The 25,521-nt window shown below is 62.1% G+C and carries 25 protein-coding genes; 15 read left to right on the forward strand and 10 right to left on the reverse strand.

All coding sequences use genetic code 11. The features are described from left to right. Nucleotides 1-104: 104 nt before the first annotated feature. The 3 genes from WOB96_RS02790 to glf are packed head-to-tail and all read left to right on the forward strand — an operon-like array spanning nt 105 to nt 2,727. On the forward strand, nt 105-281 hold the full coding sequence (locus tag WOB96_RS02790) for a hypothetical protein (protein ID WP_341369750.1): 177 nt from the start codon (nt 105-107) through the stop codon (nt 279-281). A gap of 3 nt (nt 282-284) precedes the next feature. Next, complete coding sequence (locus WOB96_RS02795) at nt 285-1,559, forward strand: glycosyltransferase (protein WP_341369751.1); 1,275 nt, start codon at nt 285-287, stop codon at nt 1,557-1,559. Nucleotides 1,560-1,611: 52 nt separating this feature from the next. Further along, nucleotides 1,612-2,727, forward strand: a complete 1,116-nt coding sequence (gene glf / locus WOB96_RS02800) for a UDP-galactopyranose mutase (RefSeq protein ID WP_341369752.1) — start codon at nt 1,612-1,614, stop codon at nt 2,725-2,727. 44 nt (nt 2,728-2,771) lie between these two features. On the opposite strand, the gene WOB96_RS02805 is transcribed toward glf, so the two are convergent. Together WOB96_RS02805 and WOB96_RS02810 are read right to left on the reverse strand one after the other, a co-directional pair. Beyond that, nucleotides 2,772-5,060 (reverse strand): family 1 glycosylhydrolase, encoded by a 2,289-nt coding sequence (locus tag WOB96_RS02805; RefSeq protein ID WP_341369753.1) that lies wholly within the window; start codon nt 5,058-5,060, stop codon nt 2,772-2,774. A 317-nt stretch (nt 5,061-5,377) separates the two neighbouring features. After that, on the reverse strand, nt 5,378-5,587 hold the full coding sequence (locus tag WOB96_RS02810) for a cold-shock protein (protein WP_341369754.1): 210 nt from the start codon (nt 5,585-5,587) through the stop codon (nt 5,378-5,380). Nucleotides 5,588-5,819: 232 nt separating this feature from the next. Here WOB96_RS02810 and WOB96_RS02815 point away from each other — a divergent pair, with 232 nt between their 5' ends. Then, entirely contained in the window at nt 5,820-6,212 is a 393-nt protein-coding gene (locus tag WOB96_RS02815) for a metallopeptidase family protein (RefSeq protein ID WP_341369755.1), read from the forward strand. Nucleotides 6,213-6,263: 51 nt separating this feature from the next. On the opposite strand, the gene WOB96_RS02820 is transcribed toward WOB96_RS02815, so the two are convergent. Further along, a complete protein-coding gene (locus WOB96_RS02820; protein ID WP_341369756.1) occupies nt 6,264-6,566 on the reverse strand; it encodes a hypothetical protein in 303 nt (100 codons plus the stop codon). 185 nt (nt 6,567-6,751) lie between these two features. Here WOB96_RS02820 and WOB96_RS02825 point away from each other — a divergent pair, with 185 nt between their 5' ends. Beyond that, entirely contained in the window at nt 6,752-7,231 is a 480-nt protein-coding gene (locus tag WOB96_RS02825; protein WP_341369757.1) for an RNA pyrophosphohydrolase, read from the forward strand. Nucleotides 7,232-7,340: 109 nt separating this feature from the next. Here WOB96_RS02825 and WOB96_RS02830 read toward each other — a convergent pair whose 3' ends face one another. Then, nucleotides 7,341-7,445, reverse strand: coding sequence for a DUF3149 domain-containing protein (locus tag WOB96_RS02830; RefSeq protein ID WP_341369758.1), 105 nt, complete (start codon nt 7,443-7,445; stop codon nt 7,341-7,343). A 294-nt stretch (nt 7,446-7,739) separates the two neighbouring features. Between WOB96_RS02830 and WOB96_RS02835 the strand changes: the two genes are divergently transcribed. Next, nucleotides 7,740-8,357, forward strand: a complete 618-nt coding sequence (locus WOB96_RS02835) for a hypothetical protein (protein WP_341369759.1) — start codon at nt 7,740-7,742, stop codon at nt 8,355-8,357. On the opposite strand, the gene WOB96_RS02840 is transcribed toward WOB96_RS02835, so the two are convergent. The 5 genes from WOB96_RS02840 to WOB96_RS02860 all read right to left on the reverse strand — a co-directional run bounded on the left by WOB96_RS02840 (nt 8,335) and on the right by WOB96_RS02860 (nt 14,952). Continuing rightward, complete coding sequence (locus WOB96_RS02840; protein WP_341369760.1) at nt 8,335-8,793, reverse strand: phosphate-starvation-inducible PsiE family protein; 459 nt, start codon at nt 8,791-8,793, stop codon at nt 8,335-8,337. The two genes, WOB96_RS02835 and WOB96_RS02840, sit on opposite strands and share 23 nt — an antisense overlap. Nucleotides 8,794-8,863: 70 nt before the next feature. Further along, entirely contained in the window at nt 8,864-11,518 is a 2,655-nt protein-coding gene (locus WOB96_RS02845; RefSeq protein WP_341369761.1) for an FAD-dependent oxidoreductase, read from the reverse strand. Nucleotides 11,519-11,528: 10 nt separating this feature from the next. Then, complete coding sequence (locus WOB96_RS02850) at nt 11,529-12,509, reverse strand: alpha-ketoacid dehydrogenase subunit beta (protein WP_341369762.1); 981 nt, start codon at nt 12,507-12,509, stop codon at nt 11,529-11,531. Beyond that, nucleotides 12,506-13,480, reverse strand: coding sequence for a pyruvate dehydrogenase (acetyl-transferring) E1 component subunit alpha (gene pdhA, locus WOB96_RS02855; RefSeq protein WP_341369763.1), 975 nt, complete (start codon nt 13,478-13,480; stop codon nt 12,506-12,508). Before pdhA ends, WOB96_RS02850 begins: the two co-directional genes overlap by 4 nt. 149 nt (nt 13,481-13,629) lie before the next feature. Continuing rightward, nucleotides 13,630-14,952: a TolC family outer membrane protein gene (locus WOB96_RS02860; RefSeq protein WP_341369764.1), complete on the reverse strand. Its 1,323-nt coding sequence runs from the start codon at nt 14,950-14,952 to the stop codon at nt 13,630-13,632. Nucleotides 14,953-15,099: 147 nt separating this feature from the next. Between WOB96_RS02860 and WOB96_RS02865 the strand changes: the two genes are divergently transcribed. Genes WOB96_RS02865 through WOB96_RS02875 form a run of 3 tightly spaced genes read left to right on the forward strand, consistent with a single transcriptional unit; the run spans nt 15,100 to nt 19,949 of the window. Next, entirely contained in the window at nt 15,100-15,756 is a 657-nt protein-coding gene (locus WOB96_RS02865) for a TetR/AcrR family transcriptional regulator (RefSeq protein WP_341369765.1), read from the forward strand. A gap of 27 nt (nt 15,757-15,783) precedes the next feature. Continuing rightward, the gene (locus WOB96_RS02870; RefSeq protein ID WP_341369766.1) at nt 15,784-16,869 is read left to right on the forward strand and encodes an efflux RND transporter periplasmic adaptor subunit; all 1,086 of its coding nucleotides are present in this window, start codon (nt 15,784-15,786) and stop codon (nt 16,867-16,869) included. After that, complete coding sequence (locus WOB96_RS02875) at nt 16,866-19,949, forward strand: efflux RND transporter permease subunit (RefSeq protein ID WP_341369767.1); 3,084 nt, start codon at nt 16,866-16,868, stop codon at nt 19,947-19,949. The genes WOB96_RS02870 and WOB96_RS02875 overlap by 4 nt, the downstream gene beginning before the upstream one ends. A gap of 63 nt (nt 19,950-20,012) precedes the next feature. On the opposite strand, the gene WOB96_RS02880 is transcribed toward WOB96_RS02875, so the two are convergent. After that, a complete protein-coding gene (locus tag WOB96_RS02880) occupies nt 20,013-20,630 on the reverse strand; it encodes a superoxide dismutase (RefSeq protein ID WP_341369768.1) in 618 nt (205 codons plus the stop codon). A 165-nt stretch (nt 20,631-20,795) separates the two neighbouring features. On the opposite strand from WOB96_RS02880, the gene tpx reads away from it, so the two are divergent. The 6 genes from tpx (at nt 20,796) to gloA (ending at nt 25,483) form a co-directional block, all read left to right on the forward strand. Next, nucleotides 20,796-21,302, forward strand: coding sequence for a thiol peroxidase (tpx, locus tag WOB96_RS02885; protein WP_341369769.1), 507 nt, complete (start codon nt 20,796-20,798; stop codon nt 21,300-21,302). Between the two features lie 77 nt (nt 21,303-21,379). Continuing rightward, nucleotides 21,380-22,558: an aspartate aminotransferase family protein gene (locus WOB96_RS02890; RefSeq protein ID WP_341369770.1), complete on the forward strand. Its 1,179-nt coding sequence runs from the start codon at nt 21,380-21,382 to the stop codon at nt 22,556-22,558. Next, entirely contained in the window at nt 22,555-23,466 is a 912-nt protein-coding gene (gene argF, locus WOB96_RS02895) for an ornithine carbamoyltransferase (RefSeq protein ID WP_341369771.1), read from the forward strand. Before WOB96_RS02890 ends, argF begins: the two co-directional genes overlap by 4 nt. Nucleotides 23,467-23,493: 27 nt before the next feature. Next, on the forward strand, nt 23,494-24,702 hold the full coding sequence (locus tag WOB96_RS02900; protein ID WP_341369772.1) for an argininosuccinate synthase: 1,209 nt from the start codon (nt 23,494-23,496) through the stop codon (nt 24,700-24,702). Between the two features lie 3 nt (nt 24,703-24,705). Further along, entirely contained in the window at nt 24,706-25,047 is a 342-nt protein-coding gene (gene ppnP / locus WOB96_RS02905; protein ID WP_341369773.1) for a pyrimidine/purine nucleoside phosphorylase, read from the forward strand. A 25-nt stretch (nt 25,048-25,072) separates the two neighbouring features. Next, nucleotides 25,073-25,483 (forward strand): lactoylglutathione lyase, encoded by a 411-nt coding sequence (gene gloA / locus WOB96_RS02910; RefSeq protein WP_341369774.1) that lies wholly within the window; start codon nt 25,073-25,075, stop codon nt 25,481-25,483. The last annotated feature ends 38 nt before the right edge of the window (nt 25,484-25,521 follow it).

A 25,521-nucleotide genomic window follows, 5' to 3' on the forward strand; every position in this document is an offset into this window, starting at 1 on the left:
AACAGCTTAGGACCAATGTTTGATTTATGCGGGCAGAATTCTCCAATAGAGTCCCAGATTGGTAAAAATGCGATCTATCCATCTCTTGGATGAATAGTCGCTCCTTGATCGCATTTGCCAAAGGCAGCATGCCGGCCCCGCGCCCGGTTGTGGCATCAAATTCATTATTCCGCGGCAGCCCGCCCTTTCACTGGCTGCCCTCATATCATGAGCAATTTGAAAAATATGGATTTTATCCGGCTTTTTCAAATTATTTCGTCAAAGGCCCGCAAAAGGATTAATCCATGGGATACAAGCAATCCGACATCCTGAGCCGTTCCGAACAAGCCAATGCCGCTCACGGCAAGCCGCGCGGCCAGAAGTTCAGTTACATTCCGGACCTCGACGCCAGCTTTTCCCTGATCGTGCACAGTCATCTGCGTTGGGATTTCGTGTGGCAGCGGCCGCAACAGATCCTGTCGCGCCTGGCCGAAAGCTATCCCGTGCTGTTCATCGAGGAGCCCATCTTCGATGCCGGGACCGACAACAATCATCTGGAAACCCTGCAGGCTTCCCGCAAGGTCACGCGTGTCATTCCCCATCTGTCGCGCTCGCTTGCCGAGCAGGGGGATCTGATGTACGAGCTGGTGCGCGATCTGCTGCTGTTTCGCATACAGTCGGATGACAGCCTGCGAGAACGATTCAGCCGCCCGATCCAGTGGTTCTACAACCCGATGCCGACCATGGCCATGCTGGGTCACTTCAATGAAGTCGGCGTGGTCTACGACTGCATGGATGAGCTCTCCAAATTCCGCTTTGCCCCAAGCAACATCGTTCGCCGCGAGGGAATCCTCCTGGATGCCGCCGATATCGTGTTTACCGGTGGTTACAAACTTTACGAGTCCAAATCGCGCCATCACGACAACGTGCATTTCTTTGGTTGCGGCGTGGATGTCGAGCACTTTGCCAGGGCCCGCGCCGAGGAAACGGAAATTCCGGCCGATCTCGCCGGCATCCAGGGGCCGGTGCTGGGTTTCTATGGCGTGATCGATGAACGACTCGACTATGAGCTGCTGGGCAAGCTGGCTGCCGCTCACCCCGACTGGACCATTGCCATGGCCGGCCCGATAGTGAAGATCGATCCCGCCGAACTGCCCCAGGCGGACAACATCCGCTGGCTGGGCCAGAAGGACTTCGATTCCCTGCCGGCCTATGCCAAGGGTTTTGATCTATGCTTGATGCCCTTCGCGCTCAATGAGGCCACCGAGTACATCAACCCCACCAAGGCCCTGGAATATATGGCCGCCGGCAAGCCGATTCTTTCTACTGCCGTGGCCGACGTGGTACGCAATTTCACCCCGGTGGTGCAGGTGGCCTACAGCCATGAGGAATTCATCCGCATGGCCGGGGAAATGCTCGAACGCCCCGCGCCGGAGCTGATCAAGCAGGGGCTGGCTCGTGCGCAGGGCGCGACCTGGGATGCCATCGTCAACGAGATGGATACCCTGATGCGCCAGGCCCTCAAGCCCGAGATGGCGGCATCGGCGCGTGATGGCAAGGCTGAGGCGGTATCTGTTTGACACTCAACATGGCGGGCCTTGTGCCCGTCGCTTTCCATTCAGAGAGGACCGCATGAGTCATTCGATTGATTATCTCGTGGTAGGCGCTGGTTTTGCCGGGAGCATCGTGGCCGAGCGGCTGGCCAGTGCCGGCCGGCAGGTGCTCATCATCGACAAGCGCCCGCATGTGGCGGGGAATGCCTATGATGAATACGATGCCCATGGCGTGCTGATCCATCGTTACGGCCCGCACATCTTTCACACCAATGCCCCGCGCATTGTCGAGTACCTGTCGCAGTTCACGCAGTGGCGTCCCTACGAGCACCGGGTGCTGGCCGAAGTGAATGACCAGCTATTGCCCATGCCCATCAACCGCGATACCGTCAACCGCCTCTATAGGCTGGATCTGGATGAAGCCGGCGTGCAGGCCTTTTTTGAAAAGGTGCGCGAGCCGCGTGATCCGGTGCGTACCAGCGAGGATGTGGTGCTCAACAGCGTCGGGCGGGACCTGTACGAGAAGTTCTTCATGAACTACACCCGCAAGCAGTGGGGCCTGGATCCTTCCGAGCTTGCCGCGGGCGTGGCCGCGCGCATCCCGGTGCGCACCAATCAGGATGATCGCTACTTCACCGACAGCCATCAGGTCATGCCCCTGCACGGCTATACCCGCATGTTCGAGCGCATGCTCGATCATCCCAACATCCGGGTGGAAGTGGGCGTGGACTTCGATGCCATCCGCGATCAGGTCCAGGCCGGGCACATCGTCTACACCGGTCCGATCGATGCCTACTTCAACTACTGCTTTGGCAAGCTGCCCTATCGCTCCCTGCGCTTTGAACACGAGCACCTGGCTGACACCCCGCAGTACCAGGCCGTCGGCACGGTCAACTACCCCAACCGCCATGCCTATACCCGCATCACCGAGTTCAAGCATCTCACTGGCCAGGCGCACCCGGGCACCAGCATCGTGCGCGAGTATCCCGAAGCCGAGGGCGATCCCTATTACCCCATCCCGCGCCCCGAGAACGAGGCCCTGTTCAAGCGCTACCAGGAACTCGCCGAGCAGGAGGCGAATGTCAGCTTCGTCGGTCGACTCGCCCAGTACCGCTACTACAACATGGACCAGGTCGCCGCCGCTGCTTTGAAGGCCGCGGAGAACATCCTCAGCCGCATGAAGGCCGTTGCCTGAGAAAAGGGGGCTCATCGAGCCCCCTTTGCTTGCGTTTCCCAGGGTCAGGAGGTTTGCGCGGCCCTGCCGGGCAGGTTGACACCGCTCATGGCCATGCCCGCTCGCCAGTCCACCTCGCACTCCGCCAGATATCGACCCAGACTTCTTTCCAGGCTGGGCAGCAGAATGCCCCGCTCACTGCTCAAGGCACTGAAGCGTGGCCGGGGAGCCGGCAAGTTCAGATCGGCCAGGGTGCAACCGACCACGCCATGACCGCTGAGACCTGCCGCTTCGGCCGAGCAGCGCGCCAGTTCCGCCCAACTGATCTGGCCCTGGTTGCTCAGATGCCAGATGCCGCTATCCCGGTCGATCAACAGGTCCAGACAGGCATTCACCAGGTCCGGCACATAGGTCGGCGATACGGTGGTGTCTTCAAGGGCTGTGAAGGTTTTACCGGCGGCCAGGGTGCGCAAGGCCTGGGTGACGAAGTTGTATTCGTCCCAGGGACCGAAGAATGAACTGGTGCGGATCACCAGTGCCGACGGACAATGGGCAAGTACCAGCCTTTCCGCTTCCGCCTTGCTCTGCCCATAGACATTCAGCGGCATGACTGCATCATTTTCGCGGTAGGGGGCCTCGCTGCTGCCATCAAACACCAGGTCCGAGGAAAAGGTCAGCAGTTGCAGGCCGAGCTCCTGGCAGGCCTGCGCCAGAATGCTGGGCCCCAGGGTGTTTTCGCGGAAGCAGTGTTCGCGATCCGTTTCCGCATCGTCTACCCGCACATAGCCGGCGGCATTCACCACCGCCCAGGCATTGAGAGAAGAAAGTTTGGCCTTTACCGAAGCCTCATCGGCGATGTCCATGTCCTCGCGCCCGAGCAGGCGGTGCGGAATGCCACGCAGGCAGCAAAGACGGGCGAAGGCCCGGCCCAGGGTGCCGCGGGCGCCAAGGATTACCAGGGTACGAGAGGCCTTGAGCCGGGCCAGACGGTTGGATTCCATGCTTGCTTCCATGCGTGCCTCGATGCGCTGGTCCACGCCCGAATCAGGTTCACAGACGCCATAGATCAGCCGTTGCGGGCGCTCCCACCAACCCGGCGAGTCCATGAGCGGATGATCCGGACGCCGCCCCTCGCTCAGCTCACGCAGCATGCTGGCCAGCGCCGTGGGACGTACCTGCGCGCCACTGACATCGAAAACGCCGGGCTCATAGTGGCCTTCCATGCGTGTCACCAGTGTATGCCAATCATAAGCCCCAAGCAGGGACCAGGCCGTCACGGCACGCAGGTCAACGCCTTCCTGCCTCAGCGCCACGGCAGCATCCCAGACGGCCATGAACCAGCGCAACTGCTCCTCGCGGGTGCAGCCGTTATGCACTTCCGTCACCGCCATGGGCAAGTGATAGCGGTCCCAGCACTCTCGCAGCAGGGCCTTGGGGCCATTGAGCCCGAGTGTCCGCACCCGCACGGATTCGACATCGGCATAGCGATCCCGGCCATTGCCCCCGTGCGTGTGCGTCGGGTAAAACTCCAGGCGGTGATCCAGAAAGCGCTCGCTGGAGAGATAGTAATTCAGGCCCATGATGTCCGGCTGGCAGGCATTTTCCCTGAACCAGAGGATGTCGGCTTCGGGTTGACCATTTTCGAGCAGAAAATCCCAGAGCGTGTGCTGACTGTCGATTCGCCCAGTGAGCAGGTCGAAGCTCAACCAGCGCCGCTCGTTCTGGAAATCCGCTTCGTAGGCCAGCGGTGGGGTGCTGAAAATCTTGGCCAGATCCTCCGTCTGCACCAGCAGGGCATCGGGATTGATGGCGCGGATGGCCTGCATGGACTCGACCACCGCCCGGCACTGTACGAACAGGGCCTGCAGCATGCTTTCGTAGCTGTGGTGATGGGGATACCAGTGACCGTAGAGGCCGCTGAAGCGCGCCGTGGTGAGCGGCTCATTGACCGGGGTATAGTATTTCACCCAGGGATAACGCTCGGCAAAGGCGCGTGCATATGCCGCCAGCCGGCCCGGAAAGGCCGGGTCGAGCAGATTGGTATCGCGTGGCCCGCTGCCGTGATGCACGAAACCCACGATGGGTTCGATGCCCAGTTCCCGCAGGCGGTTCAGGCGTTCATCCGCCCAGCGCCAGTCCGCGTTGTCGATGCCGTCCGGCGCGGTGCGTTCCCAGAGCACGGGATAGCGCAGCGCCTTGATGCCCAAGGATGCGAAAAGATCGAGATCCTCTAGGCGCCAGGCGTGTCCATTACGTTCCATCTGGTCAAAATAGTCATCATTGACCCGGTTGACGGTGCATTCCACACCGCCCCACAGCTCAGGCGCGGACTGCTCATGGGTGAAAAATGCCATTATCTGTTTCTCCTGGCCAGTGCAGACCAGATGCGGTCTGGCAATTGAAATCAGGGCCAGTCTAGCAACCCGCCAAGCCGGCTTCATCGACCATATTAAGGATGCAGAAACAAGGAGATATGGACGATCAAAGGCTTTTGGCGCTTGCGCGGAGCCGGGAACTGACGGTGGATCTTGCCAAATAGGCCGTCAGCAAAGGAAAAAAGGCTTCAGCCTTGCAGGAAATGCCGACTTCGGCAGGGATGGCGGTATTGACGGATGAGGGAATTACTGGCTTCGGCAAGCTGCGCTCCACTGGCGTGGAGCGCTTCAGGGCTTCAGCCGTTGACGGGAACGACTCGGCTGGTCTGCAGGCCTTTCGGTCCACGGGTAGTTTCAAATTCCACCTTCTGCCCTTCGCTCAGGGTCTTGAACCCGGAGGCCTCGATGGAGGAAAAATGGGTAAACACATCTTCTCCACCGTCGACAGGGGTGATGAAGCCATAGCCTTTTGCGTCATTGAACCATTTCACGGTACCGATTTGCATAGTGTCCTCATTTACGTTTTAGAGCCAGTGCCTTATGCTTGTTGGATGCTTCGGAAGATTCGAAGAGTCGCGTTGTGCGTACCGTGCGCGGGCGCCAAACCTGCCTCCCTTCCTCCTTTTGCAGCCGATCCCGAATGTGCTTCGGTTACATGTTTTTTAGACCCCACTTGTCCTGCTAACAATAAGCCTTTAGTTCTAAGATCAGTCTTTGGGGGTGTAGGATGAGTTCTACATGGAATTGAATGTCATTTCGGATCAAATATTTAGCGATGCCGCTGAAAACGCGGTGGCGACTTTGCCGGACTGGGTGCAAAAGGAACTCGAAAACATCATTTTTGTCGTCGAGGCCTTTCCGGACCCGGACATACAGGCACAATTCGCCACGGAAAGCCCCTATGATCTGCTCGGGCTGTATACGGGCACGCCCTTACCGATGCGCGCCGCCTATTATGGTTTTGGCAACCTGCCGGACATCATCCATCTGTATCGCGAGCCCATTCTGGCCTATTGCGAGGAAACCGGCGTGACGCTGGCGGATTGTGTGCGGCATGTGGTGGTGCACGAGGTGGGACACTACCTCGGGCTGTCGGATGCCGACATGGAAGAAATCGAAAACCGCCCCTGAGAGGCGGAAAGAAGCGGGCGGACTGATACGCCCGCTTCCAGGATGCGGATATCAGGATTTCTTGCTGGCCTGAGCTTCCTGGCCTGTACCCTGCCTGTAGGCAATCTCGGCCTGTATGCGGGCCTCTTTCGCCATTTTCTCGGCCTTTTCAAAATCGCCGGCCTGCATGGCAGCCTGTGCATCCTTGAGCAGCTTGTCGGTCGTCGTCCAGAGATAATGGATGCTGTCCGTCTTCTTGGCGGCCTCCTGGGCAGCCTGCAGAGCGGCCTGCGCGCTCGCCTGGTCTGCCGCCAGGGCAGGGGTGGCCGCCATCAAGGTCATGCCTGTCGCAAAAGCAATCAATGAATCTTTCATGCATTACTCTCCTGGTGGTTTGCTGGCTGCGTCTTCCCGTATTGTCTCAGCATAGTTCCTCATTCCCGCCTTGCCAAGGAAGCAGAGGCAAAACCCGCACTTGTGCTCCTTTGGCGCCGGCTGAATTGTGATATAGTACGGGGCAATTTGGCCCGCCGTACAGGCCGGGCGTACGGGATTTTGAGATGATTGACGCTGATGGATACCGTCCCAATGTGGGGATGATCATTTGTAACGAGAAGGACGAGGTTTTCTGGGCCCGGCGCATTGGCGAGACTTCCTGGCAGTTTCCCCAGGGGGGCATGTTGCCGCACGAGAGCCCGGAAGAGGCGATGTTCCGCGAATTGAAGGAGGAGGTGGGGATCGACTGCGTGCGCATCATCGGTCGCACCCGCGACTGGTTGCGCTACGACCTGCCACATAACTATGGCCGGCGACGTCATCGCGGGCGCTACCGGGGCCAGAAGCAGATCTGGTTTCTGCTGCGGTTCTGTGGTGACGAGCGCCAGATCAATGTGGCCACCACCAAGCCCGAGTTTGATGACTGGCGCTGGGTGGATTACTGGATGCCGGTGCAGGAGATCATCGAGTTCAAGCGGCAGGTGTATCAGCAGGCGCTCGGAGAACTGGCGCCGCTGCTGGGCAAGGAGATGAAACCAGGCTGATTCCGCAACGAGAGCTCAAGACTTGAGGCGCTGGCAGCTGCAAGCAGCCTCGATTCCAACCCGGATGTCTCTGGCGACATCCGGGTTTTTTGTGTCTGGGCTCCCGCAATTACTTCATGGCACGCCAGGTCCAGAATCCCATGACCCCGATGGCGCCAACCACAGTGAGAAGGGACAACACGCCGACAGAATTTCCAAGCAGTGCGTTCAACATCTTCGTATCTCCACGGATGGGTAAGTCACCCGTACATATTAATACCTAAATATCTTATTACTGTAAAGCGTTTTTCAGGAGGAGAGTTCATCTTCTCTGGAGCAGTCGCGAGCTAGCCGCCCCGCGCCTTGATCAGTAGAAACACGGCAAGCCCGATCAGCACGGCAAAGATGCCAAGGGTCGCAAAGAGAGTGATCAGGCCGGTTTCGGAATGAAAGAAGAAGTTGAACATGTTTCCTCCGCAATCGCTTTCGGCTAGAGTGGAAACTGATTCATTTCGGGGAGTTACATAGTATGCAGGAGTTGATCAGATTTTTCGACCGGGTCGTTTACTGGGTGGAAGGCGGCCAGGACCGGCCGGCAGTTTACTATATCCAGGATCGTGAGGCTGGAGGCGTGCTGGTCAATGCGCCGATCTTCTCGCCCGAGCGCCTGGCCTCCCTGCGCGCCGTGGCCGAGCCGAAATTCCTGTTTCTGCCCAGTCGCCTGGGTGCGCGGGACCTGGCTGCCTGGAAATCGGCGGGCCTGCAACTGGTGGCCTATGGGCACGAGGGCAGGGGGCTCGAGGCGCCCATGGACGTGGAACTCGACAGCAAGACGCGCTTTACCCGCACCATCGATTTCCTGCCCATGTCCGGGCGCACGGCAGGCACTTGTGTGCTACGCCTGAAAAACAAGCCCGGCGCGCTGTTCTTCGGCCCGGCCCTGGAGCCGGGCGCGGATGGCTGGCCAACGCTTGTCCTGCACCCGGATGACCATTCCGCCGAGGCGCGACTCTTTGGCGTGCTGGGCCTGCAGGATCTCAGGTACGAATATGCCTTTACCGATCGCTTTGACCCCGAAACCACGCGCTATGGCCCGGGTGCGGATCAGGCCATCCAGCAGGCCGTCAATCAGTTCCTGGACCTTTGACGCGCTCCTTCGGCGGCGAGACCCGGATCGCCAGGGTACGCATGCCAACCAATACCAGCAACAGTGCCGCCAACGACAGGATGTCCATCCATTGGAGGGTGTGGCCGTAAAGTCCGATCAAAAGTTCGCGCAGGATGAACACGATCGAGACGTCCGCCAGCACATGCAGGCGGATGCGGTGGAATTCGATGTAGTCGGTGAAGGTGCGAAACAGCTCGATCAGGACGAACACGCCAAGTACATTGATGACGAGCTGGTGTAGACCCTTCTCATTGCTGCCCTCGCCGCCGAGCGCGCCGGGGACGATCAGCCAGAGATCCTGGACCAGCCGGATGAAGCTCAGGGCCAGGGTCACCAGCATGACCAGTATCAATCCTATGACCAGTAAATCGAGCAGCCAGCCATAGGCGCTCAGTGTGCTGCGCTTGAGGTCCATCGTTCCTCCCTTTGTTATTCCATGAAAAAGGGCCCCTCGCGGGGCCCCGGTGAACGCCTGGAGCACGGGCTCAGGCCGTCTGCTTGGCAGCACTTCGGCGCAGGCGCGACAGCAGGCGCCGGGCCATCTCGCCAAAGAGCTCGGTCTGGGTCGGGTGGGGGTGGATGGCCTGACCAACCTGTTCCAGCGTCAGGCCCGCCGAGACCATCATCACCGCCTCGCCGATCAGCGTGTCGGCGTGATCCGCAAGGAAGTGCACACCAACGATGCGGTGGCTGGCCTTGTCGGCCACCAGCTTGATCAGGCCATCGGTCTCGCCGGTCATCATGGCCTTGGCATCGATGCTCATCGGCACCTTGACCTCGGCGCAATCAAGCCCCTTCGCCTTGGCCTGCTCCATGGACAGCCCGACGAAGGCAGCCTGTGGGCGGGTGAAGATCACGCCGGAATCCTTCGATTCATCGTACTTGGCGGCATGCCCCAGCAGGTTTTCGGCGGCTACGCGGCCCTGCTGCCCGGCGGTGTGCGCCAGCATCAGGCCACCGATGACGTCGCCGACGGCAAAGATGTGCGGCACACTGGTGCGGCAGGCCGCATCGGCGGCAATGGCATCGCGCTCGCCGAGCTTGACGCCGGCAGCATCGAGATTCAGGCCCTGGGTCTTGGGCCGTTTGCCGGTGGCCATCAGCACCAGATCGCAGGCCACGCCCTGCTCCTGGCCCTGGGCGTCGAGATAGCGCACCTGCATGTCGCCGGGCTTGCCGTCGATGCCCTGCACCCGGGCCTGGGTCTGCACGCGCAGGCGCGGCTCCTTGGCGAGGATCTTGACCAGGGTGGTGGCGATTTCCGCTTCCACTTCGGCCAGCGGGCGGTCCTGGGCTTCGAGCACGGTCACTTCGGCGCCGAAATCATGGAAGATCTGCGCCATTTCCATGCCGATGGCACCGGCGCCGATCACGCACAGGCGCCTGGGCGGGGTGGGCAGGTTCCAGACCGTATCCGACGTCAGCACGCCGCCACTGGCCAGCCCCTCGGCCGCGCCCGGAATGGGCGGCACGAAGGCCGGGGCGCCGGTGGCGATCACGGCAGCACCGAAGCTGATCTCGCCGGCATCCTTGCCCGCGATCTTGAGGCCATGGGCGCCGGTGAAGCTGGCAAAGCCTTCCAGCACCTTGATCTTCATGCCGGTGTCGGTTTTCAGCGCCATCTCGCCGCGGGTCTGCAGGACCTGCCTGCGGTGGTTTTCGAGCCGCGCCCAGTCCAGTTGCGGCTGATCGGTGTTGCCGATGCCGAGCAGGGCGTCATGGTGACGGTCGCGGATGCGGTCCGCCGCCGCGCGCCAGGCCTTGGAGGGGATGCAGCCGCGCCAGAGGCATTCGCCGCCGGGCAGGGGGGCGTTGTTGATCATCACCACCTTGATGCCGTGCTCGGCCAGATCCCGGGCGCAGTCCTCGCCGCCGGGCCCACCACCGATCACGGCCACCTGATAGTCGTAATCCCCCTCGGGGATCACGGGGCCGGGCTTGCCCATCCAGCTATCAGGCTGCTCCATGATGCGCTTGAGATCCGCGAGGAAGGCCGCGGCCTCGGCGCCGTTGACCACGCGATGGTCCGCCGTGATGGTGATCGGCATGCCCTGCGGGCCGGCCGCGGCAATGGCCAGGATGGCGGCCGTGCCGGGCGTGACGATGGCGTCGAACTGCGACACGCCATACATGCCCATGTTGGACACGGTGAAGGTCGGGTTGGCGTATTCCTCGGGCGCCAGACGACGCTTGCGGGCGCGGTCAACCATGGCGTTCCAGCTCTGGTGCAGTTCCTCGATACTGTGCTCGCCGACATTGCGCAGCACCGGCACGACCAGGCCGCCGCCTTCGGCGGTCACGGCAATGCCGATATCCTGATTGGCGCGCTCGACGATCTTGTCCACCGGCTGATAGGCGGCGTTGACCAGCGGATGCAGCTTCAGGGCCTCGGCCGCGGCCTTGGCGATGGCCACCGTGACCGATACCTTCTGCGCCTTGGCCGCGCGGATCAGGGCCTCGGGCTGGATGTGCATGGTGACGCGGAAGCTCGGGATGGTCAGGCTCGCGGTCATGCTGCGGCTGACGGCCCGCTCGATGGCCGTCATGGGGCGGCCATGGCCCGGCACCTGGATGTCCGGCAGTTCGTGCGCCGCCGGCAGCGGCGAGATCTCGGTCGGGCGCTGGATGGGCTGGGCGCGCTGGACATCCAGGGCGGTGATCACACCGGCCGGCCCGCTGCCGTGCAGGTTGTTGAGATTGACATGCATGGCCGCCGCGAGCTTGCGCGCCAGCGGCGAGGCCTGCTTGTTGGCAGGGCGCGGGGCGGGCGCCGCCGCCGTGTCCAGTGCCTGGATGACGGGCTGGGCCGGCGTTGCCACACCGGCCGTGACATGGCCGGCGGCAGGTTTGTCAGCGCGGGGTGCGGCGCTCATGGTTTCGCTGACGACCTGGCCGGGCTCGTCCACCAGATAGGCCATGGCGTCCCCGACGGCGACGACGCTGTCCACGGCCGCGAGCGGGCCGGAGAGATAACCCTCGCGGAAGACCTCGACATCCATGATGGCCTTGTCGGTCTCGACCGTGGCGACCACGTCACCCCGATTGATCCTGTCGCCCGGCTGTTTCTCCCAGGAAACGACCACGCCCTCGGTCATGGTGTCCGAGAGTTGCGGCATCTTGATGACGTATGCTTCAGCCATGTTCACCCTTCTATTTGCCGAACATCTTCAGGACCGCCTGAACGGCCTTGCTGGCGTTCGGGATGGCAGCCTTTTCCAGCTTGTGGTTGTAGGGAATGGGCACATCCGCGGCATGCACGCGCACGGGGGCGGCATCCAGCTCGAAGAAGACTTCCTCGTTGATGATGGCCATCACTTCCGAGCCCACGCCGCAGGGTGCTTCATCTTCCTCGATGATGACGGCCCGGTGGGTCTTGGCCACACTCTTGCGGATGCCGTCGCGGTCCAGGGGCTTGAGCGAGCGCAGGTCGATGACCTCGGCGTCGATGCCATGGTGCTGGGCCAGGAAATCCGCCGCCTCGCGCGCCCAGTGCACGCTGATGTTGTAGCCGAACAGGGTGATGTCGCGGCCGGGGCGCACGACTTCCAGGCCTTCGAGCGGCGTGAAGAATTCCTCGTCCGGGATCTCGCCCTTCATGTTGTACATGAGCTCGTGCTCGATGATGACCACCGGATCATCGGAGCGCACCGCGCTCTTGAGCAGGCCATAGGCGTCGCGCGGATTGCTCGGGGTGACCACGCGCAGGCCGGACACGCCCATGAACACCTTTTCCATGCGCGCCGAGTGCTGGGCGCCGAGCTGGTGGGCGGTGCCGCCGGGGGTGCGAATCACGACCGGGACCTTGATGCGGCCGCCGGACATGTAATGGATCTTGGCCGCCGAGTTGACGATCTGGTCCATGGCGAGCCAGGCGAAGTTCACGCTCATGATCTCGATGATGGGGCGGCAGCCGGTCATGGCCGCGCCGACGCCAATGCCGGTATAGGAGTTTTCCGAGATCGGCGTGTCCATCACCCGCTGTTCGCCATACTTGGCCAGCAGGCCCTGGGTGGCCTTGTAGGTGCCGCCCGCCACGGCGATGTCCTCGCCCATGGCGAAGACCAGCGGATCACGGGCCATTTCCTCATCGTGAGCGCGCAGGATGCCCTGCCAGTACATCATTTCGCTCATTGGCTTTCCCCCTCGACCAGTACGTATTTTTCCAGATCCTCGACGCGTGGCTCGGGGCTCTCTTCGGCGAACTTGATGATGTCGTTCTCGATTTCGTCGAGCACGGATTTCTCCATGTCGCGATAGTCTTCCTCGCTGATGACCTTGCGCTCGATGAGCTTGTTCTTGTAGAGCAGCAGCGGATCGCGCTGGGCCCAGGTCTCGACCTCTTCCTTGGTGCGGTAGGCGCCGGAATCGGACATCGAGTGGCCGCGCAGGCGGTAGGTCTGCAGTTCGAGGAAGTAGGGGCCCTGGCCGGAGCGCACGAAATCCACCGCGGTTCTGGCGGCTTCCATGACGGTTTCGATGTCCTGGCCGTCATGCTTGCTGGCTGCCATGTTGTAGGCGCAGACGCGCTTGTACTGCTCGGTCACGGCGGCGGCGCGGTAATCGGCGGTGCCGATGCCATAGCCATTGTTCTCGCAGACGAAAAGCACCGGCAGCTTCCAGAGCTGGGCCATGTTCATGGTCTCGTGGAAGGTGCCCTGATTGTTGGCGCCTTCACCGAGAAAACAGATGGCGATCTGATCGGTACCCTGCATCTGGATGCCCTTGGCCAGGCCCGCCGCCAGCGGGAAGGGGCCGCCCACGAGGGCATAGCCACCCATGAAATGGACCGTGGGATCAAAGATGTGCATGGAACCGCCGCGGCCGCGCGAGGACCCGGTCTCCTTGCCGAAAAGCTCGGCCATGACCTCGCGCGCGGGCGCGCCGCAGGCGATGGCGTGCACGTGGTCGCGATAGCCGGTGATGGCGTAATCGTGGCCGGGGCGGGCGACCTTCATCACGCCCAGGGCGCAGGCCTCCTGGCCCGGATAGAGGTGAAGGAAGCCCCCGATCTTGCGTTCGTGGTAGGCTTCGGCGCAACGCTCCTCGAAGCGGCGCGCAAACAGCATCTCGCGCAGGAGTTGTTTCTGTTCTGCGGCGTCCATAGATCTCCCTATATGAAGCACGGAGCAGGTCCGTTACGGCTTTTGTATCCGGGTCGCCGGCGGGTTCAAACCGCCTGCCGGCCAAAGCCGCATATCATGGGGTGGAAGCGCAGAAGCGTCAAGCCTGCAGCAGTGGTTTGAGGGCCGGCTCAGGGCGTCAGCATGGCATTGAGCGAGCGGATGTCGGCCTCGCTCAGCACCCCGGCAACCTGCTTGAGCCGTACGCGGGCAAGTATGTGGTTATATTGGGCGTCATTGAGCTGGCGCTCGGCGCTGGCGAGGATCTGTACGGCATTGAGGACGTCGATGTTGGTGCGTGTGCCGATCTCGCGGCCCTTGCGGGTGGCCTCCAGGCTGGTGCGCGCGCTCTGGACCTGTTCCTGCAGGGCACGCAGGCGCGCCGCGCTGTCCTGAAGCTGCAGGAATGCTGTTTCGGTGCTCAGGCGCACATCGTCGTTCAGATCCTGCAATGCAAAACGGCTCGCCTCGGCCTGGGCGCGCGCCTGGCGGGTGCGGGCGGCTATCTGCCCCCCTTCATAAAGCGGTATGCTGGCCTGCAGGCCCACAAAGGTATCCTTGGTGGTCATCGTGCCGGTGAAACCGCCCTCGTCATAGCTATAGCCACCATTGAGGCTGAGCGTGGGCCAGCGTTCGCGTGAGATTACCTCGATCTGTTCGCGAGCCGCCTGCAGCTGTTCGCGGGCCGCCTTCAGGGTGGGTTGGCTGGATTCCGCACTCTCGATCCAGGGTTGGATGCTGGCCGGTTCAGGGTCCTGGGGTTCGAAATTGCCCAGATCGGCGATTGTATTGGCCGGCGTGCCGGTCAGGCGTTGCAGGGTCTGGTCGGCGATGCGGTGCTGGCTCTGGGCATTGATCAGGGCGGCGCGCGCGCCGGCGACCCGGGATTGGGCTTCGCGCAGGGCGATGATCTCGCCGGTGCCGGCCTTCAAAAAGGCCTCGGCTTGCTGTTGCAGGGCCTGCAGGCGTTCCAGTTCGCTCTGCGCGATGCGTTCCCCGCGAATGGCATTGAGGACACCGAAGTAGGCATTGGTAGTGCGGACGATGAGATTCTGGCGCGCGGCGATCAGGTTTGCCTCGGCAGCACTGATCTGTGCCTTCGCGGCACGCAGGGCTGGCCAGGTGCGGCCATTGAAAAGCGGCTGTGCGAGTGACACGCTGTAGCTGCGATCGGTATACCACATGGCGCCGGCAGGACCGAGGGGGCCGAGGCCATTGAGTTCCAGCCGGTGTCGGCTGATCTGCGCGTTGGCGGCGACATTGGGCAGCAGGGCTGAGCGCGCGATCGGCAGGTTCTCGCGGGATGCCGTCAGCTGTGCGCGTGCCTGGCTGACCACCGGATCACGCGCGGCCGCCTGTTCATAGATCTGGAGCAGGTCATCGGCAGCCACCGGCTGGGACGCGCCGACCAGGATTGCGAAAAGTGTAAGCGGGACGCCAGCCTTCGGGGACATGCCATGCCTCTTGTCAGTGGGAGGGAAAGCTCGTTATAGTGTGCTAACCGACCGGCCGGTAAGTCAAGTCTTCCCAGGGCATTACCACGGCGCCAAATTACCAAAGGAATCAGTTTGTCGGAAAAACACCCTTTTCCCCAAGCCCCTGTGTCCGGCGTCCATGCCGAACATCCCGAACATGTCAGTGAGGGCGCCAGCCGTATTCTGGAGGCAGCCTGCACCCTGTTTGCCGAGCAGGGCTATGATGCCGTTTCCATGAGCCTGATCGCACAGCGGGCCGGAATCAGCAAGGCCAATATCTATCATCATTTCAAGACCAAGTTCGATCTGTACATGGCGGTGTTGATGCGGGCCTGCAGGGATTCCGGCGGGCTGGTCCAGGTGCTGCTCGAACGCAATCAGTCCCTGGCACCCGCGCTGGGGCATTTTGCCAGGGATCATCTGCAGCGTTTGCTCGATCATGAAACCTTTTCCAGGATCATTCTGCGTGAGCTTCTGGAGGGCGGGCGTCAGCGTGGCGAGCAACTGGCGCAGAGTGGTTTCAACGCCAGCTTCTCGCGCCTGGCGGATGCCCTGCAACAGCGGCGGGCCAATGGCGAACTGCGGGAGGATGTGGATCCCGCGGCGCTGGCGGTGCTGCTCATCGGCGCCAATGTCTTTTTCTTCGCCGCCCGCGACCTGATCTGTCACTACTCCAGCGTGGATTTCGCCGAGGATCCGGACCGCTATCTGTCACTGGTGCTGGACATCATCCTGCATGGCGCGTTGCCCGACGCGCAGCCCAAAAATCAGCAAGATCCATAACAAACAGCTCCTATAAAAAGGTGTCACATGGCTAGACCAATCTCCTTTCTTGCGGCCATTGGCCTGGCACTGATCCTGGTAGGTTGCGGCAGGCAGGATGCCCCGGAAAAACAGCCCCAGGGCCCGCAGGCAACCGGAGTCACGGCGGTACGCGCCGAGTCCAGGGCGGTGGAGACCACCGTGACCGCACTGGGTCAGGTCGACAGCAAGTCTTTCCCGGAAGTTGCGGCCGAGGTCGCGGGCCGCGTGATCCGCCTCGCTGCCGAGGAGGGCGACAGCGTGCGTCAGGGCCAGTTGCTTGCCGTGCTCGATGCCCAGGAGCAGCAGATTGCCCTGCGCGCCGCCCGCGCCGACGTCAATCGTCTGCAGGCCTTGATCGCCAATCAGCAGCGCACGGTCAAGCGTTACCGGGACTTGCTGGCCGGGCAGTACGTGGCGCGCAATACCTTCGAGGAAGCGGAGACCCAGTTGCAGACCCTGCGCGAGCAACTCGCCGGTGCCCGTGCCCAGGTGGCCCAGCTGGAGCGTGATCTGCGCCTGGCGCGGGTGCTGTCCCCCATGGCGGGGCAGGTGCAGGAACGCCTGGTCAGTGTCGGTGACTATGTCACGGTCGGCAAGCCGCTGTTCCGGCTGGTGGGCGCGCAGAAGCTGCAGGTGCACCTGCCCTTGCCGGAAAGCTATGGCGCGCAGCTTCGTCCCGGCCTGCCGGTGCGCCTGAGCACGCCGGCGGATCCGGACAAGCCGATCGAGGGGCAGATCAGCGAAATTCGGCCGATGATCGGTGCCAGTAACCGGGCCCTGGATGTGCTGGTGGAGGTCGACAATCCCGGCACCTGGCGGCCTGGCGCGAGCGTGACCGGCGAGGTGGTGCTGGCCACCCGCGAGAATGCCGTGATGCTGCCGGAGCAGAGCGTGGTGCAGCGTCCGGCCGGTGAGGTGGTGTACGTGGCCGGCAATGGCAAGGCCGGGCAGCGGCTGGTGAAGACCGGCGTGCGCCGGGATGGCCTGGTCGAGATCCTGTCGGGAGTGGCGCCCGGTGAACTGGTGGTGGTCGAGGGCGCCGGGTTCCTGACCCAGGGTGCGCCGATCCGGGTCCGGGAGGCCCGTTCATGAGCTTGCCCGAGCTTTCCATCAAGCGTCACGTCCTGGCCTTCATGCTGTCAGGCGTGCTGATCCTGCTCGGCATCGTGGCCTTTCAGCGCCTGGGAGTGGACCGCTTTCCGAAGATCGACTTTCCGGTGGTGTCCATCACCACGGTGCTCCCCGGCGCCAATCCGGACGTGGTGGATGCCAGCATCACCAGCATCATCGAGACCCAGGTCAACGGCGTGCCTGGCATCGATCACATCCAGTCCAGTTCCTCCCCCGGTATATCGATGGTGAACATCACCTTTGATCTGGACAAGGATGTCGATGTCGCCTTCAACGAGGTCCAGGCCAAGATCAACCAGGTGCTCAGCCAGTTGCCCGAGGATGCCGATCCGCCGATGGTGGCCAAGGTGGAAACCGATGCGCAACCGATCCTGTGGCTGACCCTGCAAGGCGACCGCACCCAGCAGCAACTCAACGAATATGCCCGTACCGTGCTCAAGAAGCGCCTGGAAACCATCAACGGCGTGGGCGAGGTCCAGATTGGCGGTCGCCGCGACCGCGCGATCCGGGTCAATCTCGAGCCGGCCCGGCTGGCAGCTTATGGCCTGACCGTGCAGGACCTGGCAACGGCCTTCCAGAGCCAGCACTTTCAGCTCCCGGGTGGCTTTCTGGTCAGCGGCAAGACCGAGCGCCTGATCAAGCTGGATCTCGAATACCACGACCCGGCCGCCATGCGCGACATGGTGATCGGCTATCAGAATGGCGCGGCCATCCACCTGCGCGATGTGGCGACGGTGGAGGACGACCTGGAGGATTTCCGCCAGCTTGCGCGCTATAACGGCAAGCCGACCGTGGGATTGGGCATCGTCAAGATCGCCAATACCAATACGGTGGCCATCGTCGATGCCGTCAAGGAACGGGTGCGCAGCGAAATCCAGCCCGAACTGCCCCCGGGCCTGAGCCTGGAGGTGGCGGTGGACAACTCCAATTTCATCCTGGAGCTGATTGCCGCGCTGGAAGAGCATCTCATTCTGGGCACCCTGCTGGCGGCGCTGGTGGTCTGGCTGTTCCTCAAAAGCTTCCGCTCCACCCTCATCATTTCGCTGGCCATCCCCGTGTCCCTGCTGGGCGCCATGGGCGTGATGTACTTCGCCGGCTACACCTTCAACTCGATGACCATGCTGGCCTTGCTGCTGCTCATCGGCGTGGTGGTGGATGACGCCATCGTGGTGCTGGAGAACATCTACCGGCATCGTGAGGAGATCGATCCCGATCCGATGACGGCCGCGCTCAATGGCACCAACCAGGTGATGTTCGCGGTCATGGCGGCGACTCTGACCCTGGTGTCGATCTTTGCCCCGGTGATCTTCATGGGTGGCATCATCGGGCGCTTCTTCCAGTCCTTTGCCGTGGTGGTGACCTTCGGGGTGCTGGTGTCCTGGTTCGTGTCCATGACCCTGACGCCCATGCTCGCCTCGCGCTTTCTGGTGGTGAAGAAGCAACATGGCCGGGTCTACAATGCCCTGGAAGGCATGTTCCAGGGCATGGAGCGGCATTACAGATCCTTGCTCGGTCTTGGCATGCGGCACCGCTGGGGCGTGGTGATCATCACCGTGCTGGTGGTGGCATCCAGCGGGTTTTTTCTGAACAGTGTCGGCAAGGGTTTCGTGCCCGAGGAGGATGAAGGCAGCTTCCTGGTCTTCGTGCGCGCGCCGCTTGGTTCGGGCATCGAGTACACCAGCGCGAAACTTGCGGAAGTTGAGCAGGTGCTCGGGCGCAATCAGGCCGTGGCCGGTTACTTCACGGCCATCGGTCAGGAACGGGCCGGTCAGGTGAATCAGGCCTTCGTCTACGTGCGCATGGCGCCCCGCGATGAACGCGAGCTGAGCCAGCAGGCGCTGATCCCGATCCTGCAACGCCAGTTCGCCGGTATTGCCGGGGTGCGGGTATTCGCGGCACCGGTATCCATCGTCGGCGGCCAGCGCGGCGAGCCCCTGCAGTTCGTCGTCAGCGGCCAGAACCTGCAGGAGGTCGCGAAATACAGCAAGCTTATCCAGGACCGGCTCTCTGAGGATCCCGGCATGGGTCGACTGGACCTCGACCTGCAGCTCGATCTGCCGCAGATCGAGCTGGAAGTGGACCGGGAAAGGGCCGCCAGCCTGGGGCTGAGTGCGCGTGACGTGGCCATGGCCGCCAACGTGCTGGCCGGTGGCCAGGACATTGCCAAGTTCAACGATGATCCGGGCAATGGCGAGCGTTATGACGTACGGCTCAAGGCGGTGGAAGGCGAATTCCGCAACCCGGGCGACATGAGCAAGATCTATCTGCGCGGGCGTGATGGGCAGATTGTGCGCCTCGATACGGTGGCAAGCTTCAAGCAGACAGCCGGGCCCGCGGTGATCAGCCGCTATGATCTGCGCTACGCCGCCTTCTTCTACGCCAATCCGAAGATGCCGCTGGGAGACGCGGTGACTCTGGTCAAAGAGACCGCTGAGGAGGTGTTGCCGCTGGGATACTCCGTACAGTTCACCGGCCAGGCCGAGGAGTTCGGCAAGACCATAGATTCCGTGCTGTTCGCCTTCATGCTCGCCACCATTCTGCTTTACATGGTGCTGGCCAGCCAGTTCAACTCCTTCCTGCAGCCTTTGATCATCATGATGGCGCAGCCGCTGGCGATGATCGGCGGCATTGCCGCTCTGTGGCTCACTGGCCATACGCTGAATATCTATTCGATGATTGGCCTGGTGCTGCTGGTGGGGCTGGTGGCCAAGAACTCGATCCTGCTGGTGGATCTCACCAATCAGTACCGCGCCGAGGGCATGGACATCGACACCGCGTTGCGCGAGGCGAGCCCGATCCGTTTGCGGCCGATCCTGATGACCTCGCTGACCATTATCCTGGCGTTGTTGCCGGCGGCCATTGGTCTGGGTGCCGGCGCGGATACCAATGGGCCGCTGGCGGTGGCGGTGATCGGCGGCATGATCACTTCGACCCTGTTGACCCTGGTGGTGGTGCCTGCGGTTTACTCGCTGGTGGAGCACGGCAAGGGCCGCTTCGAGGACTACTGGCAGCGCCGGCATCCGAAACGGGTCGAGGAGTAGGCGAGGAGTAGACCACTCACGAAAAAGGCCCGGCAATGCCGGGCCTTGTCGTTGCGAGGAAGCCTAGAAGCGCTTCAGCACCTCACCGCGCTTGGCGGCCTGGAAGCGCTGTTCCACCACGTCCCAGTTGACGTTTTTCATGAAGGCCTCGATATAGGCCGGACGACCCAGGGCATTCTGGTCGCGCATGTAGGCGTGTTCCCAGACATCCATGATGACCAGCGGCTGGAAGCTGGCGACGTTGCCGTCTTCATGCAGTTGCACGAAGTTGTTGGTGATCTGTCCGGTCAGAGGGTCGAAATAGGCAATGGCCCAGCCGATGCCGCGGGTCTTTCCGGTATTGGCGAAGTCTTCCTTCCAGGCATCGAAGCTGCCGAACTGCTCGCTGACGGCCTGATGAAAGCCGCTGCTGGTATCACAGCTGACGCCGGCTTTCAGGTTCTGGAAGTAGAACTCGTGCAGGACCATGCCGTTGTATTCGAAGCCATAGCGCCGACGACGGTCAGCGAAGCCCATGCCACCGCCCTGGCCGTTGGCGCGCAGGTCAGCCAGTTCCTTGCGCAGGGCATTGCTCTGGGCCACATAGCCCTTGTAAAGGCCCCAATGTTCCTCGATCTGCTCATCGGAGATACCGTCCAGACCACTGGGCTTCAGTTCTTCTCGTACGGGATATTCAAACATGCTGACCTCCGGGGGGGTGAATAGCCGATAAAAAATGCTTGGGTATTATAGGAGTCCCCCTTTCGGCTGGCAACGCGAAAGAAGTACTGTACCCTCATTTTGAGCAGTGTAGAATGGCGTTCTCGCTGAGAAAGGCTTATCGGCAAACGCAAGGAGGAGGCATACATGCAGGAACGCGCGAATGAAGTGACCTTGCAGGGCACGCCCATCACTCTGCTCGGCCCCGCGCTGCAGGTGGGAGATGTGGCCCCGGTGTTCACGGCCCGCAGTGGGCTGGAGGACATCAGCAGTGATCGCTGGGCCGGCCGCCCGCGCCTGATTTCCTCGGTGCCCTCGCTCGATACCCCGGTATGTGCCAAACAGGCCGCCCGCTTCAATGAAGCGGTCAGCGATCTCGATGTGGCGGTGATCGTCATTTCCCAGGACCTGCCCTTTGCACAGACCCGCTTTCGCGAGGTCAATGGCATGCGGAACGTGACCTTTCTCTCTGATTACAAAGATAATGACTTCGGGTATAAATATGGCGTATATATCAAGGAACACGGCCTGGATCACCGCGCCGTTTTCGTGATCGATGCAGGGGATCGCATCAGCTACGTCGAGTATGTGCCGGAGCTGACCCAGCATCCGAATTACGCGGCTGCTCTCGATGCGGTGAAAAAGCTGCTGTAGTTGCGTTACACTGTCCGGGAACACGGTCCCCGCCGGGGGCCGTTTTTTATTTTTGTGGCGAACACAGAGTCTGACTTATGACGACCGATCACCTGATGCATACCTATGCCCGGCTGCCGGTGGCCTTTGTGCGCGGCGAAGGTGCCTGGCTCTGGGACGAGGCGGGCAGGCGCTATCTCGATGCCCTGTCCGGCATTGCCGTCTGTGGGCTGGGGCACGCGCATCCGGCCGTGGCCGAGGCCATTTCCAGGCAGGCGCATACCCTGCTGCATACCTCCAACCTCTACCAGATGCCCTTGCAGGCTGGGGTCGCGGACAAGCTGGCGCGCCTGTCGGGGCTGGATCAGGTGTTCTTCTGCAATAGCGGCGCCGAGACCAACGAAGCGGCCATCAAGCTGGCGCGCTTGTATGGTCATGAGGTCCGGCAGCTGGCCGAACCGAAGATCGTCGTCTTCGAGAGTAGCTTTCACGGCCGTACGCTCGCGACCCTGAGCGCGACCGGCAATGCAAAAATTCAGCAGGGTTTCGAGCCGCTGGTGTCAGGTTTCGTGCGCTGCCCCTATGACGATCTCGCCGCCCTGGAAGATATTGCGCGGACCGAGCCGGACATCGTTGCCGTGCTGGTGGAGCCGGTGCAGGGCGAGGGCGGGCTGCGGGTGCCCTCGGCGGGCTTCCTGCCGGGCTTGCGTGCGCTGTGCGATGCCCAGGGCTGGCTGCTGATGCTCGATGAGGTGCAGACCGGCATTGGCCGTACCGGCCATTACTTTGCCTTCCAGCACTATGAGGGTCTGCTGCCGGACGTGATGAGTCTCGCCAAGGGGCTTGGCAATGGCCTACCGGTGGGCGCCCTGCTGGCCCGGGAAAACGTGGCGCGGCTCTTCGGACCGGGCCGCCACGGTTCAACCTTTGGTGGCGGACAGCTTGCCATGGCGGCCGCAGGCGCCGTGCTGGACACCCTGGAACAGGAAGGTTTGCCAAATCATGCCCGGCAGATGGGTGACTATCTGCAGTCGCGGCTGCGCGAACGACTGGGCCAATTGCCCATGGTGCGGACCATTCGTGGCCAGGGCCTGATGATCGGCATCGATCTGTCGGATCCCGCCCCGACACTGGTTCGCCGTGCCCTGGACAAGGGCATCCTGATTAATGTGACCGCCGAGCGGGTGATCCGTCTCCTGCCGCCCCTGATTTTCTCTGCATCCGAGGCCGACCTGCTGGTGGACCGGCTGGGCGAGCTTTTGGAGGAGGGCTTATGAACATTCGCCATTTTCTGACCCTGCGCGATCTGTCGCCTGCCGAGCTGGAACGATTGCTGCACCGCGCCATGGCGCTCAAGGCCATGCAGCGCGAAGGGGTCGTGTACACTCCGTTTTCCGGCCGTACCCTGGCCATGATCTTCGACAAGGCCTCGACACGTACCCGCGTATCCTTCGAGGTTGGCATGGCGCAGTTCGGCGGACATGCGCTCTTTCTGTCGCCGCGTGATACCCAGCTCGGTCGCGGCGAGCCCATCGAGGATACCGCCCGGGTGCTCTCGCGCATGGTGGACATCGTCATGGTGCGGACCTTTGCGCATGACAACATCGTGCGCTTTGCCGCCGAGTCGCGGGTGCCGGTGATCAATGGCCTGACCGATCTGCATCATCCCTGCCAGCTGCTCGCGGATCTGATGACCTTCATGGAGCAACGTGGCGAGCTACGCGGCCGGGTGGTGGCCTATCTGGGTGATGGCGCGAACAACATGGCGCATTCCTGGATGGAGGCCGCCAGCCTCATGGGATTCACCCTGCGGGTCAGCACGCCTGCCGCTTATCAGCCCGATGCGGCAATTCTCGCTGCGGCCGCTGATGCCGTCGTGCTGGAATCCGATCCGCGCAAGGCCGTGAACGGCGCCGACCTGATCGTCACGGATGTGTGGACCAGCATGGGTCAGGAGGAGGAGGCGGCTGAGCGTCTCATGGCCTTTGCGCCCTATCAGGTCAATGCCGAACTGATGGCCCAGGCCAGCCCGGAGGCCGTCTTCATGCATTGCCTGCCGGCCCATCGCGGCGAGGAGGTCACGGCGGAGGTGATCGACGGGCCGCAGAGCGTGGTCTGGGCGGAGGCCGAGAACCGGCTGCATGCTCAGAAGGCCCTGGTGGAATTTCTCTTGAAACAGCAGTAACAGCGGGAATCGTAAGCGGAGATGGCGATGAGTGACATCAAGAAAGTGGTGCTGGCCTATTCGGGAGGTCTTGATACCTCAATCATTCTGAAGTGGCTGCAGGATACCTATGGCTGCGAGGTGGTGACCTTCACCGCCGACATCGGCCAGGGCGAGGAGCTGGAACCGGCGCGCGAAAAGGCAAAGCAGTTCGGCGTGAAGGAGATCTTCATCGATGATCTCAAGGAAGAGTTCGTCCGTGACTTCGTCTTCCCGATGTTCCGCGCCAATACGCTCTATGAGGGCGTGTATCTGCTCGGCACCAGCATCGCGCGTCCCCTGATCGCCAAGCGCCAGATCGAGATCGCCCGCCAGGTCGGGGCCGATGCCGTGTCCCACGGCGCCACCGGCAAGGGCAATGACCAGGTGCGCTTCGAGCTGGGCTACTATGGCCTGGAGCCCAACATCAAGGTCATCGCGCCCTGGCGCGAATGGGACCTGAATTCCCGCGAGAAGCTGCTGGCTTATGCCGATACCCACGGCATTCCTGTGGCCCGCAACAAGCGCGGCGACAGTCCGTACTCCACCGACCGCAACCTGCTGCACATCTCCTTCGAGGGCCAGGTGCTGGAAGACCCCTGGGTTGAGCCCAACGAGGACATGTTCGTGATGTCGGTGAGCCCCGAACAGGCGCCGGACAAGGCGAGCTATGTCGAGATCGATTTCGAGCAGGGCGACGCCGTGGCCATCGATGGCGAGCGCCTGTCGCCGGCCAACCTGCTGGCTCGACTCAACCAGCTCGGCGGCGAGAATGGCATCGGCCGGCTGGATCTGGTCGAGAACCGTTACGTTGGCATGAAATCGCGCGGCGTCTACGAGACCCCTGGCGGTACCATCCTGCTGACCGCCCACCGCGCCATCGAGTCCCTGACCCTGGATCGCGAGGTCGCGCACCTGAAAGACGAACTCATGCCGCGTTATGCCAGTCTGATCTACAACGGCTACTGGTGGTCGCCGGAGCGGCGCATGATCCAGCAGATGATCGATGCATCGCAGGCGAAGGTCACGGGCACGGTGCGCCTGAAGCTCTACAAGGGCAACGTCAGCGTGGTCGGGCGCAAGTCCGACAAGAGCCTCTTCGATCCGCATATTGCGACCTTCGAGGAGGACTTCGGCGCCTATGACCAGGCCGACGCCGCCGGATTCATCAAGCTCAACGCGCTGCGCATGCGCATCGCCAAACGTTTGCAGGGGTAAGCCATGGACGATCGTTTCTCAGGCGCGCATATCGTCAAGAAGGCCAATGTCTATCACAACGGCCAGTGCACCTCGCGCACGGTGATCACCGCCGAGGGCGAGATGAAGACGCTCGGCATCATCCTGCCCGGCGTCTACCGCTTTTCCACCGCTGCCCCCGAGCAGATGCAGATACTCGCGGGCAGGGGCAGATACAAACTGGCCGATGACACCGAGTGGCACGAGATCCAGACCGGCGACACTTTCCATGTGCCGGAGAATGCCAGCTTCGACATCGAGGTCACGGAATTGCTGGATTACACCTGCAGTTACGGACAGTGCGGCGGGTCGGGCATTCCGGTCTGACCGAATCAGCAAAGGGAGAAAGCTCATGCGAATTCTGCACACCATGTTGCGCGTCGTCGATCTGGAGCGCTCGCTCGCTTTTTATACCGAAGTACTCGGCATGCGGCTGTTGCGGCGCAAGGACTATCCCGAAGGTAAGTTCACCCTGGCCTTTGTCGGTTTTGGGGCGGAGTCGGAGACGGCGGTGATCGAACTCACCCATAACTGGGACGTCGAGTCCTATGAGATGGGCAATGCCTTTGGCCACATTGCGATCGAGGTGGATGACGCCTATGCTGCCTGTGATGAAATCCGCCGTCGCGGTGGCCGGGTGGTGCGCGAGGCCGGGCCCATGAAGCATGGCAGCACGGTCATTGCCTTTGTCGAAGATCCGGATGGCTACAAGATCGAACTCATCCAGCACCAGTCCAGCAGTCTGGACGAATTACCCGCCTGAGGAATCCAGGACGATAAAAAAGGTCTAATATTCATATG

The organism is Thermithiobacillus plumbiphilus, assembly GCF_038070005.1.
GTDB lineage: Bacteria > Pseudomonadota > Gammaproteobacteria > Acidithiobacillales > Thermithiobacillaceae > JBBPCO01.

What these genes read in the sequence shown, in the direction of transcription:
- WOB96_RS02850 (WP_341369762.1), bottom strand. Translation starts at nt 12,509, where the DNA reads ATGAGCGAAATGATGTACTGGCAGGGCATCCTGCGCGCTCACGATGAG.
- WOB96_RS02845 (WP_341369761.1), bottom strand. Translation starts at nt 11,518, where the DNA reads ATGGCTGAAGCATACGTCATCAAGATGCCGCAACTCTCGGACACCATG.
- WOB96_RS02900 (WP_341369772.1), top strand. Translation starts at nt 23,494, where the DNA reads ATGAGTGACATCAAGAAAGTGGTGCTGGCCTATTCGGGAGGTCTTGAT.
- ppnP (WP_341369773.1), top strand. Translation starts at nt 24,706, where the DNA reads ATGGACGATCGTTTCTCAGGCGCGCATATCGTCAAGAAGGCCAATGTC.
- WOB96_RS02805 (WP_341369753.1), bottom strand. Translation starts at nt 5,060, where the DNA reads ATGGCATTTTTCACCCATGAGCAGTCCGCGCCTGAGCTGTGGGGCGGT.
- WOB96_RS02815 (WP_341369755.1), top strand. Translation starts at nt 5,820, where the DNA reads ATGGAATTGAATGTCATTTCGGATCAAATATTTAGCGATGCCGCTGAA.
- WOB96_RS02840 (WP_341369760.1), bottom strand. Translation starts at nt 8,793, where the DNA reads ATGGACCTCAAGCGCAGCACACTGAGCGCCTATGGCTGGCTGCTCGAT.
- WOB96_RS02890 (WP_341369770.1), top strand. Translation starts at nt 21,380, where the DNA reads ATGACGACCGATCACCTGATGCATACCTATGCCCGGCTGCCGGTGGCC.
- WOB96_RS02820 (WP_341369756.1), bottom strand. Translation starts at nt 6,566, where the DNA reads ATGAAAGATTCATTGATTGCTTTTGCGACAGGCATGACCTTGATGGCG.
- WOB96_RS02795 (WP_341369751.1), top strand. Translation starts at nt 285, where the DNA reads ATGGGATACAAGCAATCCGACATCCTGAGCCGTTCCGAACAAGCCAAT.
- WOB96_RS02810 (WP_341369754.1), bottom strand. Translation starts at nt 5,587, where the DNA reads ATGCAAATCGGTACCGTGAAATGGTTCAATGACGCAAAAGGCTATGGC.
- WOB96_RS02825 (WP_341369757.1), top strand. Translation starts at nt 6,752, where the DNA reads ATGATTGACGCTGATGGATACCGTCCCAATGTGGGGATGATCATTTGT.
- gloA (WP_341369774.1), top strand. Translation starts at nt 25,073, where the DNA reads ATGCGAATTCTGCACACCATGTTGCGCGTCGTCGATCTGGAGCGCTCG.
- tpx (WP_341369769.1), top strand. Translation starts at nt 20,796, where the DNA reads ATGCAGGAACGCGCGAATGAAGTGACCTTGCAGGGCACGCCCATCACT.
- WOB96_RS02870 (WP_341369766.1), top strand. Translation starts at nt 15,784, where the DNA reads ATGGCTAGACCAATCTCCTTTCTTGCGGCCATTGGCCTGGCACTGATC.
- WOB96_RS02835 (WP_341369759.1), top strand. Translation starts at nt 7,740, where the DNA reads ATGCAGGAGTTGATCAGATTTTTCGACCGGGTCGTTTACTGGGTGGAA.
- pdhA (WP_341369763.1), bottom strand. Translation starts at nt 13,480, where the DNA reads ATGGACGCCGCAGAACAGAAACAACTCCTGCGCGAGATGCTGTTTGCG.
- WOB96_RS02880 (WP_341369768.1), bottom strand. Translation starts at nt 20,630, where the DNA reads ATGTTTGAATATCCCGTACGAGAAGAACTGAAGCCCAGTGGTCTGGAC.
- WOB96_RS02830 (WP_341369758.1), bottom strand. Translation starts at nt 7,445, where the DNA reads ATGTTGAACGCACTGCTTGGAAATTCTGTCGGCGTGTTGTCCCTTCTC.
- glf (WP_341369752.1), top strand. Translation starts at nt 1,612, where the DNA reads ATGAGTCATTCGATTGATTATCTCGTGGTAGGCGCTGGTTTTGCCGGG.
- argF (WP_341369771.1), top strand. Translation starts at nt 22,555, where the DNA reads ATGAACATTCGCCATTTTCTGACCCTGCGCGATCTGTCGCCTGCCGAG.
- WOB96_RS02875 (WP_341369767.1), top strand. Translation starts at nt 16,866, where the DNA reads ATGAGCTTGCCCGAGCTTTCCATCAAGCGTCACGTCCTGGCCTTCATG.
- WOB96_RS02860 (WP_341369764.1), bottom strand. Translation starts at nt 14,952, where the DNA reads ATGTCCCCGAAGGCTGGCGTCCCGCTTACACTTTTCGCAATCCTGGTC.